This window comes from Mesorhizobium sp. M1396, from assembly GCF_040317725.1.
Taxonomy (GTDB): Bacteria; Pseudomonadota; Alphaproteobacteria; order Rhizobiales; family Rhizobiaceae; genus Mesorhizobium.
Map to the genome: position 1 here is coordinate 62,248 of NZ_JAMYLA010000004.1, position 12,531 is coordinate 74,778.

Here is a 12,531-nt window from a genome sequence, read left to right on the forward strand (position 1 = left end):
TGCGTTGGAGGCATGCCTTTTGCCTCTTGCAGCAGCTATCGCGCAGCCCCATTTAGAGGCTATTGATATTTTCGGCCGATCGATCCGGGCCTTGCGATTTCTCGCTTTTGCTGCATCTATCTCCAAAGTCTCGATATGAACCGGTTCGGCTTCATCGCCGGATCACGCTGCAATTGTTACGAAGGAATACGCATATGGCGACTGGAACCGTGAAGTGGTTCAACAGCACCAAGGGTTTTGGATTCATCCAGCCCGATAATGGTGGTCAGGACGTTTTCGTCCATATTTCCGCTGTCGAACGCGCAGGTCTTTCGACCCTCGTCGATGGCCAGAAGATTAACTTTGAGATCGAGCAGGACCGCCGTACGGGCAAGTCCTCAGCGGGCAATCTCAGCAAAGCAGGCTAATTGTTTCTCGCGCGGCCCGGCACAAGCCGGAACGACGCGGCAAGTCACGGATGTACTGGCAGTCGCTCGACAAGAGCGCGCGGGAATTGGTTCAATCGGAAGGCCGGCGCAGCAGATTGCTGCAAGCCTTCTTTGCAAAGGAAAGGCGGGGTTACTCCCGCCTTTTTTGTGTCCGGACTGCGTAGGCCGATGAATCTGCAGCAATCAGGCCGCGGTCTTCTTGCGCGTCCGCTTCACCGGCGCCGGCTTTTCCGGTTCTGTCGGCTTTCGGCCGAGTCCCATCGTCTTGGCCAATGCCGAGCGCGCTGCGGCATAGTTCGGCGCGACCATCGGGTAGTCCGCTGGCAGGCCCCATTTGGTGCGATATTCGCCGGGCGTCAGGTTGTAGTGGGTCGCGAGATGGCGTTTCAACGACTTGAACTTCTTCCCGTCCTCAAGGCTGACAATGTAGTCCGGAGTGACCGATTTCTTGATCGGCACGGCAGGCTTGAGAACCGCTGACTTATCCGGCGCAACACCGCCGCCAGCTGTGCCCTTCAATGCGGCGTGGATCTGATCGATGAGGGTAGGCAAGTCGCCGACCGGAACCGGATTGTTCGAGACATAGGCCGAGACGACTGCGGCAGTGAGTTCGATCAGGTTGTCGGCATTGCTTTCAGCTTTTTCTGTCACGAAACTCTCCTGGCGGCTTGAAAGACAGTCGGCGAAATCTTCCGTTTCATAGTGGCGGTTGGCGCCAAACGCAACGAACCCATTGGAACTATTGCGATGCCTGTTCTGCACAGCGGTCATGGCAACGCATCCCGCGTCGTGCGCGTGGTTCCTTATCATTGTGCGATGCCAAAGCCGCTGCGTGAGCGAATGCGGGCGACGCCAGCAAGGTGGAACAATTCGATTGCCGGCGAGTTTCCAAGATGAAGGGCGATCTGTTTCGGAGGAAACGGGACGAAACGCGTCCTTGCCCACAATGCGGTGCGACTGATGCTCGGCGGTGTAACCGCCTGCCTGCTCACAATCGTCGAGATTCCCAACCCGATTACGCCATTGCCGCTTGTGTCCGAGGCAAGGGCCGCCGCCGAGATTTCCATCAGCACATTCTACGAAGACTGTCTTCCCATGGCGATTGGGTCTCGTATCGTTTGCGCGGGCCATGTCTCCAAGCGCCAGTTGTATCTCCACAGGTGATGGCGCCACACTCTGCGATGGCGAGCCTGCCTTCGCCGGCTTGAGGGCGCTGCGAGCCATAAAATCGGTCCATCCGAAGCAACAAGATCATCAACCAGACTTGAAGCCCCGTCTGCAACTTGATCTAATCGTAAGGATCAACGATACCGCGATGCTTCGGTTCCTTCTGCAGAAGCCGGCCCGGCAGATGGTGCGTTCCGTGCCCCATCCCTGATCGGCATCGGTCGCCGATCGGCTTCATTTCATCCGACTTGCTCCACCTGCAGCGTGCCGGGTGGAAGCACTGACGCACAATCCAAATCGACGTACGGTGGCGACTCTCGTTTCGACCGTGGTGGCTTTGATCGCGCTGAGTCGCGACGACAACCAGCGTGGTCGCCGCGATGTCGGCTTTCAATCTGTGACAAATCTGTCCGCAACGGCCAGATCATCCCGTTGCCCCGACTGAATGACGGCTATTCCGGCTTCGACGCCGAAAACATGATCGCTTGAAGCGGCATGCGGCTCGGGCCGGGGCCGAATTCCTTGCGGAACGCGTCGAGCAGAGCCTCTACGACCTGGTCCGGCTCGACCCCGCCGCGGGAGAGGATCTGATCGGCGAGCGGATTGCCGTGGACGGCCGCGCGCGCAAATGCGGCTAGGTCCGGAATGACTTTCTCCAGCCGGATGACAGCGATGCCGATATCGCCGAACCCGGCCTCGATCAGAGCTTCCTTGATAGGATCGATGTGAGAGTAGGAGAACGGAACATTGAAGAATTGCGGCGGATCGGCCGGGAAGAAGCTCCCTGCGACCTGGTGCGCGATACGGCCGAAGGGATTGTAACGGTGCGAGTCCCAGACGTTGAACAGATACTGCCCGCCGGGCGCCAGGACCCGGAGCACCTCCGCGTAGGATTTCGGTTTGTCGGGAAAGAACATGACACCGAATTGGCAGACCACCGCGTCGAAGCTGCCGTCTTTGAAAGGAAGTGCCAAGGCGTCGGCGGGGACGATCTCGACCTGCTCGCCGTCCCGGAATTTTGACCGCGCGATCTCGAGCATAGGCGGGTTGAGGTCGGTTGCCGTGAGATGCACGGTGGCCGGCAACAGGTCGCGCAGGTGGCGGGTGACGATGCCGGTGCCGGCCGCCGTCTCCAGCACCCGCTTCGGGGCCCTGGCGGCCGCGCGCCGCGCGATGTCGGCGCCATAGTCGGCGAAGAGCATTGGCCCGAGGCCCTGGTCGTAGTTCTCGGGGATGTTCCCGGTGAATTGCGCCGCGTTGTTGTCCATTTTTGGTGGCCCCTCCGGTTGCCGGGAGTCGAACGTAGTGCAGAGTGCCTTCAGATCAAACGGGATTTGTGTCGAACACCATCAGGCCGCCATCGGCACAATTTGCGAGATCGCTTGCGACACCTGACCTTCGGGCGTGCCCAAAGCCGACGAATGTCGTCGGCGCTGTCGAATTCGAGAAGCGCTACGAGATGCATATCGCCCGGGGTCGAGCGCATTCGCCTCGGGACCCGCGTGAAGCTCGATTACGCTCCAGCTCTTGTTGCTGGGGGCCACTCCGAGATTAACGGGCCTGCTCCTTGTTAGGCACCTAAGCCATGGCTTCGGGCAACCTGGATCATGGCGCGGCAGCAGCGGATCGCGGGCAGCCTCGGGTTCCGAATGGCCTTTGGTCGCGGGGCAAGCCGTTGAAATGTAACGCTGCCGAATTGTGCAGGAGACACTAAGCAGGGGAGGAACATCTTGTCTTCCTTGGCAGCCGCCTCGAATGCCCTGCGGACCTCCTGTGTGGGCACGTTGCCTTCCATAGCAGCCATGCAGATTTCCACCGCCCACTTAGGGCCTCGCTTGGTCCATTTCAGAAGCTGCTCGGCGGCACCCTCGCCGTGGCTGACCCCGAAGCGGATGCCTGGGCGGTCGGTCCTGACGTAGACCGGAGGGTTGAACCAGTGAAGTGCCATCAGGGCTCTTTAAGGTCGAAGCACACGAACTGCCCGTGGAACGTGGCCCGGTCGACAATGATTTCGACCAGTTCGTAGTCAGTCTCTTGCAAATACGGGTTTAATATTCGGGTCGCCGCAACGGCTTCCTTGACCGAGACGATGCTGCCACACCGGACGTGATGAATAGCTGCCTCTACCGCTTCCTTGGCGGCAGGCGTGCCATGATCCCCGCTCAAGGCGGAATAATAATTCTCTATATAATCTATAGACATTATATTCTGCCTTCGTTGACGGCCGCCTTATCGGTAGTTTCCTCCCGCAGTCGCCCGACAGGGCTATCAAAGGAGTGACGGATGGGTCGGCATATTCGCTTCAACGCTTTCGACATGAATTGCGTTGGCCACCAATCCCCGGGCCTGTGGAAGCATCCGCGCGATAGATCGTGGAAATACAAGGATCTGGACTACTGGCAGGACCTGGCCCGGACGCTCGAGCGCGGTATTTTCGACGGCATATTCATCGCCGACGTCATCGGCTATTACGATGTCTACAAGGGCTCGAACTACCACGCGATCGAGCAAGCGGCGCAAATTCCGGTCAATGATCCTTTGCAGCTGGCCGCGCCGATCGCGCTTGCCACCGAACATCTCTGCATCGGCATTACCGCCTCGACCTCGTTCGAACACCCTTACACATTCGCCCGCCGCCTTTCGACCGCCGACCACCACACCAAAGGTCGTGTCGGCTGGAACATAGTCACTTCGTATCTGGAAAGTGGCGCCAAGAATGTCGGCCAGGCCGGCTTGAAAAGCCATGACAACCGCTACGAGGTCGCCGCCGAATATGTCGAGGTGCTCTACAAGCTGTTCGAAGGCAGTTGGGAAGAGGGTGCGGTGCAGCGTGATCCCGTCCGCGGCATCTTCACCGACCCAAGCAAGGTGCATGAAATCGGCCACAAGGGCAAATTCTTCGACGTGCCCGGCTACCATCTGTCGGAGCCGTCGCCGCAGCGCACCCCGGTTCTCTATCAGGCGGGCGCCTCCGGTCCCGGCAAGGCCTTCGCCGCTGCGCATGCCGAGTGCGTCTTCGTGGGCGCGCCGACCAAATCATTGCTTAAGGCCTATGTTTCCGAAATCCGCCAAAAGGCCGCTGCGGCCGGCCGCGATCCGAAGAAAGTTCTGATCTACAACCTCACCACGCTGATCATCGATGAAACGGATGAAAAGGCCCGGAAGCGTTTCGAGGAGTATCAGAGCTATACGTCCTATGACGGCTCGCTGGTGTTCATGTCCGGCTGGAGCGGCATCGACTTCGGCCAGTATGCGCCAACCGATGCGCTCAAGAAGGTCGAGACCAATGCGATCGTTTCGATGGTCGAGCATTTCGCCGGCAAGGACAAGGCCTGGACCGTCGAGGAATTGGCGAAGTGGGGCGGCATCGGCGGCGTCGGGCCGGTCTTCGTCGGTTCGCCCGGCACCATCGCCGACATCCTGCAGGAATGGGTCGATGAAACCGATGTCGACGGCTTCAACCTTGCTTATGCGGTAACGCCCGAAAGCTTCGAGGCCGCCGTCGACTTGCTCGTACCGGAATTGCAGAAGCGCGGCGTCTATCCCACCGCCTACAAGCCCGGCACATTGCGCGAGAAGCTGTTCGGCGACGGACCCTATCTTCCCAGGACGCATCCCGCCGACGGGTACCGCGACATCGAGGCCGTCAAGCGTCGCGAAGCCGAACGCGCCTCGGTGTCCCGCTTGAAATCCGTGAATGCGTGATGACTGACCTGCTCGAACTCCACGACGTGTCGCTGTCCTTCAAGGGTGTGCGAGCCCTGAATGCGCTGAGTTTCAGCGTCGCCAAGGGTGAGATCTGCGCCTTGATCGGGCCGAATGGCGCCGGCAAAAGTTCGCTTCTTAATGTCATCAACGGTGTCTATCGCGCCGACGCCGGCGACATTGTCTTCGACGGTTTGCGCTTCGAGGCAATCCATCCGCAGAAGGCAGCCCATCTCGGCGTCGGCCGGACCTTCCAGCACAATGCGTTGTTTCGCCGCCTGTCGGTGCGCGAAAACGTGCTGGCCGGTCTGTCTCGTCATGGCACCGCCAACTTTTTCGAAAACATCTTCCGGCTGGGCAGGGACAGCGCCGAGCGCCGGGGCTTTCTTGCCCGCGCCGAGCGCACCATGGCTTTCCTCGGGCTCGACCGTCATGCGGAAAGCATAGTTTCGACCTTGCCTTACGGGCTGCAGAAACGCGTTGATCTCGCCCGGGCATTGGTCTCCGGCCCCAAGCTGCTGCTGCTCGACGAACCGATGGCCGGCATGAATCAGGAAGAGAAGGAGGAGATGAGCCGGGTCATCCGCGAGGTCAATCGCGTCTTCGGCTCGACCGTGGTGCTGATCGAGCACGATGTCGGCATCGTGCTCAACCTCGCAAGCCATGTAGTGGTGCTCGACTACGGCCGCAAGCTCGCGGACGGGGCACCCGACGAGGTGCGCAAAAACCCCGACGTGATAGCCGCCTATCTCGGCACGGTTCACTGAGGAACTCATGTCCTATTTCTTCGAAACATTGGTCAGCGGCCTGTTTGCCGGAGTGATGTACTCACTCGTCGCGATCGGCTTCGTGCTCATCTACAAGGCATCCGGGGTCTTCAATTTCGCGCAAGGGGCGATGCTGCTTTTCTCGGCGCTGACCTTCGTCACCCTCACCGAGAAAGGCATGCCATTCGCCCTGGCCTTCATCGTCACAGCGCTTGCCATGGTGGTGATGGCGATCCTGATCGAATGGCTGGTGCTGCGGCCCTTGCGAAACCGCGATCCGTTGACGCTGTTCATGGCCACTTTGGGATTGAGCTATGTCATCGAGGGCTTTGCCCAACTGCTGATGGGCATGGATGTTCACATGCTCGATCTCGGCATCCCCGATGTCGCCGTACAGGTCGGCGGCATCTACGTCAGCCAGTTCGACATCATTGCCTCGTTGATTGCGCTGACGCTGGTCGCCACGCTGGCCATCGCGTTCAACAAGACGCGCATGGGCATCTCGCTTCGGGCGGTGGCTTCCGACACGCTTGCGGCGCAGTCGATCGGCATCCGCCTGCCTGCCATCTGGCGCATCGTCTGGAGCGTCGCCGGCATCGTGGCCCTGGTTGCCGGTCTTGTCTGGGGATCGCGCCAGGGCGTGCAATATTCGTTGTCTCTGGTGACGCTCAAGGCGCTGCCGGTGCTGATCATCGGCGGCTTCTCCTCCATCCCGGGGGCCATCGCCAGCGGCCTGCTTGTCGGCGCGACCGAGGCGTTGGCCGACATCTACATCGGCCCGCTGGTCAATGGCAGCGTTTCCACCTGGTTTGCCTACATCCTCGCTGTCGGCTTCCTGCTCATACGTCCGGCCGGCCTGTTTGGTGACCGCGAAATCGAAAGGGTCTGATCGTGACCACGCTGCAGGAATCCGCTCCGGCCAGGCCGATCCGCCAGCCTGCATTTGGGGTTGGCGCTATCGCCGTCGTCGTTGGCCTGATCGCCGCCTTTGCGGTGCCGACCATTGCCGACGACTACTGGCTGAGCTCGATCATCATCCCTACGGTGATCATGGGGCTTGCCGGCATCGGCCTGAATCTGCTGATGGGTTATACCGGGCTGGTGTCGATTGGTTCGGCTGCCTTCATGTCGATCGGCGCCTTCTCAACCTACAATTTGCTGCTGCGCGCGCCGTTCTTGCCGCTGCCGGTGGTTCTGATCATTGCCGGCCTGATCGCGGCGATTGCCGGGGTCATCTTCGGGCTGCCGTCGCTGCGTATCAAGGGCTTCTATCTCGGCGCATCGACCCTCGGCGCGCAGTTCTTCTTCGAATGGCTGTTCACCAATTTCAGTTGGTTTTCGAATGACAGCCAGTCGCTGACCATATCGGCGCCTCGACTGCAGATCCTCGACTACGATCTCCAGTCGGCCACCGGCCGCTACTATCTGGTCATTGCAACCACGGTGCTGCTCATCGCGCTGGCCTTCGCGATCGTCAAAAGCCGTGTTGGTCGCGAATGGATGGCGATCCGCGACATGGATGTCGCTGCCTCGGTCATCGGCATCCGCGTCGCACGCCGCAAACTGCTGTCCTTCGGTATAAGCTCGTTTTTCCTGGGTATCACCGGCGCGCTCTGGGCCTTCGGATATCTCGGCACCTCGGATGCGCATGCGTTCAATCTCGATAAATCGTTCCAGATCCTGTTCATCGTCATCATCGGCGGTGTGGCGACGATCTTCGGCAACTTTCTCGGTGCCGCCTTCATCGTGCTGACGCCGATCCTGCTCGACCGGCTGTCGCTGATTATCGATTTGTCATTTCTCGGCGATCAGGGTGCGCTGGCAAACCTGCAGCACATCATCTTCGGCACGATCATCGTCGTGCTGCTGATCAAGGAACCGGATGGATTGTCCGGTCTCAGAAGGCGCGGCGTGGAAGCCCTTCGCTCGCGAGCACGATCATCCAACTGAACTCAGACAAGACGAAACACCTCGGCGCCGGGTCTTTCGCCTCCTCCCAAGCATCAGTCGTCACTTTCTCCAAACCACTCAAACAAGGGTTGCACGATGTCATTTTTAACCAAGACCATGTCGCTGGCGGCCGCGGCCGCGATGGCCGTCACGCTGATGAGCAGCGCGTCCTTCGCCGAAGACGGCACCGGCCAACAGCTCTATCCGCTGTTTACCTACCGCACTGGGCCCTATGCTCCATCGTTCATCCCGTTCGGTGCCGGCAATATCGACTATCTCCGCTATATCAACGAGGTCGAGGGCGGCGTCGATGGCGTCAAGATCCTGGTCCAGGAATGCGAGACGGCCTACACGATCGAGCGCGGCATCGAATGCTACGAACGCTACAAGAACGGCTATAACGGCGCGCTGACGGCGGCAATCTATCCGCATTCGAGCGGTCTCGACGTCGCACTCACCGACAAGGCGCGCATCGACAAGATCCCGATCGTCAGCCCTGGCGGTGGCCAGAACATCGCCACGGACGGTCGCGTGTTTCCCTACCAGTATCCGCTGGTGTTCGACTATTGGAGCGAAGCCCAGATCATCGTCGATTACATCGCCCAGCAGGCGGGCGGCTACGACAAGCTCAAGGGCCTGAAGATCGCCACGCTCTATCACGACTCCGGCTATGGCCGCGATACGATCGAGCCACTCGGCATCCTCGCCAAGAAATACGGCTTCGAGGATATCCAGATCCCCGTTCCGCATCCCGGCGAACAGCAGCAGACACAGTGGCAGCAAATCCGCCGTGCAAGCGCCGACTGGGTCTTCCTGCGCGGCTGGGGCGTCATGACGCCGGTGGCGATCAAGACAGCGGCTCGCGTCGGCTTCCCCGCCGATCGGATCATCGGCGATATCTGGAGCGGTTCGGAAGACGATGCCCGCCCGGCGGGCGCTGCCGCCAAGGGCTATCTCGCCGTCTCCGTCTTCCCGCCGGGCACCAACTACGGCATCTTGAAGACGCTGAAGGACAATATCCTCGACAAGGGCAAGTCCGACCTGAAGGACAATTCGAAGTTCGGCACGGTTTATTACAATTACGGCGTGATCGAAGCCATCACCTTCGTCGAGGCGCTGCGCACCGGCCATAAGAAATTCGGCAACAGGCCATTGACCGCCGCCGAAGGCCAGTGGGCGCTCGAAAACCTCGACATCGATCAGAAGCGGATCGCCGAGCTTGGCGCGGAAGGCCTCATCAGCCCGCTGAAAACCTCGATCGACAATCACAAGGGCGAAACCATCGCCGCCAAGATCATCCAATGGAACGGTCAGTCCTGGGATACCAGGACCGATTGGATCAAGGCCGATGCCTCGCTGTTTGCCGACGTCATCAAGGCAAAAGCAGCCGCCTATGCCAAGGAAAAGGGCATCGAGCCCCGCGTTGCAACGAATTGACACCAACCCGCACCGACAGGATCGACCTATGACCATTGCAGCAAGAAGCTTCCTCGAGATCCAGAATATGGAAGCGCTCTATGGTCAGGCGATCCTTGCTGTGCGCGACGTGTCGCTCAAGGTCGAGCAGGGCAAGATCGTTGCCCTGCTCGGCGCCAATGGCGCGGGCAAGACAACGACGCTGAAGGCGGTTTCCAATCTGCTCGGACCTGAGCGCGGCAAGGTCAGCCGCGGCAGCATCGTCTGGCAGGGCGAGGCGGTCAGCGGCCTCTCGGCGTCTCGGCTCGTCGCCAAAGGCGTGGTGCAGGTGCTGGAAGGCCGCCATTGCTTTGCACAACTGACGGTCGAAGAAAATATCCTCTCCGGTGGCTTCGTCCGCAAACCGAGCAGGGCAGACCTGCAGCGCGACGTCGAACGGATCTACACATGGTTTCCGCGCCTCAAGGAGAAGCGGAAGGTCAAGGCCGGCCTGACCTCCGGAGGTGAACAGCAGATGTTGGCCATCGGCCGCGCGCTGATGACCAAGCCGAGCCTGGTGCTGCTGGATGAGCCCTCGATGGGGCTCGCGCCGATCATCGTGCAGGAAATCTTCGAGATCATCCGCATCCTGAACAGTGAGCAGGGCGTCAGCTTCCTGCTTGCCGAGCAGAACGCCAATCTCGCGCTTCGCTATGCCGATTACGGCTACATCCTTGAAAACGGTCGCGTCGTTTTGTCGGGAACGGCAGAGGAACTGCGAGCCCGTGAGGATGTCCAGGACTTTTACCTGGGCGGTGCCAATGCCACCAAACCACACTGACCGCCTCGCCCGTGCCGGGTGAGGTAGCTAATTTCAGGACAATGCAACATGACACAGATCGATAGCGCCTGGGGCGCAGGCCCCAGCGCTCGCTATGAGACACTGGCAGAACGGTTCCGGCCGATATTTGGTGAGATCACCGCCGGCGCGGTCGAGCGGGAGCTTGGCCGCGAACTGCCGGTAGCGGAGATTGCGAAATTGAAGCGGGCGGGCCTGGGCGCGCTGCGCATACCCGAAGCCGAAGGTGGTCTAGGCGCGACGCTGCCCGAACTCGCCAACATCCTGATTGAGTTGTCGGAGGCCGATTCCAATATCACCCAGGCGCTGCGCGGTCATTTTGGGTTTGTCGAGGATGTCGTCAACAAGACGACCGGCGAGAGCCGCAAGCGCTGGGCGCAGCGGATTGTCCACGGCGAGATCGCCGGCAATGCCTGGACCGAGATCGGCGATGCCAAACAGGAGGCCTTCTCGACCCGCATCTCGAACAAGGGTGACAGGCTGGTGCTCAACGGCACCAAATACTACACCACCGGCTCGCTGTTTGCCGACTGGATCGATGTCGGTGCGACGGGGCTCGACGGGGAAGGCATCGTCTTGCAGGTGCGTCGCGACGATCCGGGCGTCGATGTCATCGACGACTGGGACGGTTTTGGCCAGACGCTCACGGCCAGCGGCACCACGATCTTTACCGATGCCACCGTCGACCCGGACGATGTCGTCGTCGATGATGACAAGTTCCGCTATGGCGCCGCCTTCTACCAGCTGGTGCATCTTGCCACCCTTGCCGGTATCGGCCGGGCGATGGCCAACGAGACTGCTGCCGCCGTCGCCGCGCGCAATCGCTCATACTCCAATGCAGCCGGCCCGCGCTCAAGCCAGGATCCGCAGGTGCTTCAGGTCGTCGGCCGTATTCGCAGCAACGCCTATGCGGCTGGCGCCATCGTTTTGCAGGTCGCGCAGGCCATCGAACGCGCTTATCAGGCACACTTCGCCGGCAACGCCGATGCGGAGGAAAAGGCCAACGCTATCGCCGAACTCGAGACATCGCAGGCGGTGACGGTTGTCACAAACCTGGTTCTTGAGGCGTCGACGATTATCTTCGATGCGTTGGGTGCGTCCTCGACCAGGAAGCCGGTCGGCCTCGATCGCCATTGGCGCAATGCCCGTACCCTGTCGTCCCACAACCCACGCATCTACAAGGATCGCATCGTCGGGGACTACGCGGTGAACGGCTCGCCACCACCCTATCAATGGCGGATCGGGCGCAGCCCGCTGTAGGCTAATCTAGGACGTCATTTGTAGCCGCAACCCCTCCAGCGCCACCGCGCTTACGGGGGCCGTGATTTGAACCAGCGAAACGTCGATGCTGCGGAGCGACAACTCACCATGGCCAGTCGTCGATCGCGGAATCATACGGAAAAATACCGCAGGACGTCTGATTCTGGCCTGAAAAGGCTAATGAAATCAACCATTCTGGCGCATCCTCCAGGCCCGACCACGATCATTGATTTAGCAACCGCCACCGCGCTGATCGGGCCCCCACCGGGCCTGCCCTTCAACTCCTCAAAACCGGGTCCTGTTCGGCGAAAAAACAGGATCCCGTTTCACGATCATGGCCGCTCCGCTTGGTTGGGGTGCGCGGGCCTGCGAATTCACAGCCATGATGGCTTGGCGCGACATTCGTGCCGAACTGCTTCATCAGATTTCCTACCTGCCGTCACGGAAACTGCGCGAAGAAACTTCAACAGCAAATAATAATTTAAGCTATGTTGTTAATCTTTCTCGCGAATCCAGCCTAAATTATACAAAAATAAAAAAAACTAATTGCGATACTTACTGTCATATGGATGTTTCTTCTCATATAAGTCGGAGAAAATTGTTGATACGAGCATGGATATTACAAATATACTTACATTTGCTACATTGAGACAAATTTTACATATAGATAGCCAGGTCGCAGTCTCGTGATCGCCTTGCGTTCAGGAATTTTCGAATGTACGTTAGCCTGCGGTCAATTAGCTCAAACTGCTATATCGGGGGGGGACAAAATGAACATTTTGTCGAGGCCAGCTTTTTTTGAAGCATTTCAGAAGAGATTAGCCAACAAAGAGAAGACGCCAGTCCCTGGTGTATTTGGTCGCTGGCTGGCGAGTTCGCTCCTGAGGCGCTCGCCGGGGCGAGCCCGACGGCCCAGTAAGACATCAGATCTGCCGAATTTGGCGCTTGAAGCGCTTGAGCCGCGTTATCTGCTGTCAGCTGACGTCTTGCCTTTCGCAGT

At 59.7% G+C, this 12,531-nt stretch carries 13 protein-coding genes and 1 pseudogene; 10 read left to right on the top strand and 4 right to left on the bottom strand.

The window, feature by feature from the left end:
• Positions 1-194: 194 nt before the first annotated feature.
• Positions 195-407: a cold-shock protein gene (locus NKH02_RS03835; RefSeq protein ID WP_282753690.1), complete on the top strand. Its 213-nt coding sequence runs from the start codon at positions 195-197 to the stop codon at positions 405-407.
• Positions 408-611: 204 nt separating this feature from the next.
• On the opposite strand, the gene NKH02_RS03840 is transcribed toward NKH02_RS03835, so the two are convergent.
• From NKH02_RS03840 to NKH02_RS03855, 4 genes are all read right to left on the bottom strand, one after another.
• Positions 612-1,079: a Ros/MucR family transcriptional regulator gene (locus NKH02_RS03840; RefSeq protein WP_352876620.1), complete on the bottom strand. Its 468-nt coding sequence runs from the start codon at positions 1,077-1,079 to the stop codon at positions 612-614.
• Positions 1,080-2,047: 968 nt separating this feature from the next.
• Positions 2,048-2,863 carry a class I SAM-dependent methyltransferase gene (locus NKH02_RS03845; protein WP_352876499.1) on the bottom strand — a complete coding sequence of 272 codons (816 nt, stop codon included), beginning with the start codon at positions 2,861-2,863 and terminating at the stop codon, positions 2,048-2,050.
• Between the two features lie 302 nt (positions 2,864-3,165).
• Positions 3,166-3,543 carry a DUF982 domain-containing protein gene (locus NKH02_RS03850; RefSeq protein ID WP_352876502.1) on the bottom strand — a complete coding sequence of 126 codons (378 nt, stop codon included), beginning with the start codon at positions 3,541-3,543 and terminating at the stop codon, positions 3,166-3,168.
• Positions 3,543-3,797, bottom strand: a complete 255-nt coding sequence (locus NKH02_RS03855) for a hypothetical protein (RefSeq protein WP_352876504.1) — start codon at positions 3,795-3,797, stop codon at positions 3,543-3,545. Before NKH02_RS03855 ends, NKH02_RS03850 begins: the two co-directional genes overlap by 1 nt.
• Before the next feature lie 81 nt (positions 3,798-3,878).
• Between NKH02_RS03855 and NKH02_RS03860 the strand changes: the two genes are divergently transcribed.
• The 9 genes and pseudogenes from NKH02_RS03860 to NKH02_RS03900 all read left to right on the top strand — a co-directional run.
• Entirely contained in the window at positions 3,879-5,300 is a 1,422-nt protein-coding gene (locus tag NKH02_RS03860) for an LLM class flavin-dependent oxidoreductase (RefSeq protein WP_352876507.1), read from the top strand.
• Positions 5,300-6,067, top strand: coding sequence for an ABC transporter ATP-binding protein (locus tag NKH02_RS03865; RefSeq protein ID WP_352876510.1), 768 nt, complete (start codon positions 5,300-5,302; stop codon positions 6,065-6,067). The genes NKH02_RS03860 and NKH02_RS03865 overlap by 1 nt, the downstream gene beginning before the upstream one ends.
• 7 nt (positions 6,068-6,074) lie before the next feature.
• On the top strand, positions 6,075-6,956 hold the full coding sequence (locus NKH02_RS03870) for a branched-chain amino acid ABC transporter permease (protein ID WP_352876513.1): 882 nt from the start codon (positions 6,075-6,077) through the stop codon (positions 6,954-6,956).
• Positions 6,957-6,967: 11 nt separating this feature from the next.
• The gene (locus NKH02_RS03875; RefSeq protein WP_502913774.1) at positions 6,968-8,017 is read left to right on the top strand and encodes a branched-chain amino acid ABC transporter permease; all 1,050 of its coding nucleotides are present in this window, start codon (positions 6,968-6,970) and stop codon (positions 8,015-8,017) included.
• 96 nt (positions 8,018-8,113) lie between these two features.
• On the top strand, positions 8,114-9,454 hold the full coding sequence (locus NKH02_RS03880; RefSeq protein ID WP_352876519.1) for an ABC transporter substrate-binding protein: 1,341 nt from the start codon (positions 8,114-8,116) through the stop codon (positions 9,452-9,454).
• Positions 9,455-9,482: 28 nt separating this feature from the next.
• Positions 9,483-10,253, top strand: coding sequence for an ABC transporter ATP-binding protein (locus NKH02_RS03885; RefSeq protein WP_352876522.1), 771 nt, complete (start codon positions 9,483-9,485; stop codon positions 10,251-10,253).
• A 48-nt stretch (positions 10,254-10,301) separates the two neighbouring features.
• Entirely contained in the window at positions 10,302-11,531 is a 1,230-nt protein-coding gene (locus tag NKH02_RS03890) for an acyl-CoA dehydrogenase family protein (protein WP_352876525.1), read from the top strand.
• A gap of 334 nt (positions 11,532-11,865) precedes the next feature.
• Positions 11,866-12,180: a hypothetical protein gene (locus NKH02_RS03895; RefSeq protein WP_352876527.1), complete on the top strand. Its 315-nt coding sequence runs from the start codon at positions 11,866-11,868 to the stop codon at positions 12,178-12,180.
• Positions 12,181-12,301: 121 nt separating this feature from the next.
• A pseudogene (locus NKH02_RS03900) lies at positions 12,302-12,529 on the top strand (LEPR-XLL domain-containing protein); the annotation flags it as partial.
• Between the last annotated feature and the right edge of the window lie 2 nt (positions 12,530-12,531).

Coding starts and splice junctions, on each gene's coding strand:
- NKH02_RS03870 (WP_352876513.1), top strand. CDS start 6,075: ATGTCCTATTTCTTCGAAACATTGGTCAGCGGCCTGTTTGCCGGAGTG.
- NKH02_RS03885 (WP_352876522.1), top strand. CDS start 9,483: ATGACCATTGCAGCAAGAAGCTTCCTCGAGATCCAGAATATGGAAGCG.
- NKH02_RS03880 (WP_352876519.1), top strand. CDS start 8,114: ATGTCATTTTTAACCAAGACCATGTCGCTGGCGGCCGCGGCCGCGATG.
- NKH02_RS03890 (WP_352876525.1), top strand. CDS start 10,302: ATGACACAGATCGATAGCGCCTGGGGCGCAGGCCCCAGCGCTCGCTAT.
- NKH02_RS03855 (WP_352876504.1), bottom strand. CDS start 3,797: ATGTCTATAGATTATATAGAGAATTATTATTCCGCCTTGAGCGGGGAT.
- NKH02_RS03835 (WP_282753690.1), top strand. CDS start 195: ATGGCGACTGGAACCGTGAAGTGGTTCAACAGCACCAAGGGTTTTGGA.
- NKH02_RS03850 (WP_352876502.1), bottom strand. CDS start 3,543: ATGGCACTTCACTGGTTCAACCCTCCGGTCTACGTCAGGACCGACCGC.
- NKH02_RS03895 (WP_352876527.1), top strand. CDS start 11,866: ATGGCCGCTCCGCTTGGTTGGGGTGCGCGGGCCTGCGAATTCACAGCC.
- NKH02_RS03860 (WP_352876507.1), top strand. CDS start 3,879: ATGGGTCGGCATATTCGCTTCAACGCTTTCGACATGAATTGCGTTGGC.
- NKH02_RS03845 (WP_352876499.1), bottom strand. CDS start 2,863: ATGGACAACAACGCGGCGCAATTCACCGGGAACATCCCCGAGAACTAC.
- NKH02_RS03865 (WP_352876510.1), top strand. CDS start 5,300: ATGACTGACCTGCTCGAACTCCACGACGTGTCGCTGTCCTTCAAGGGT.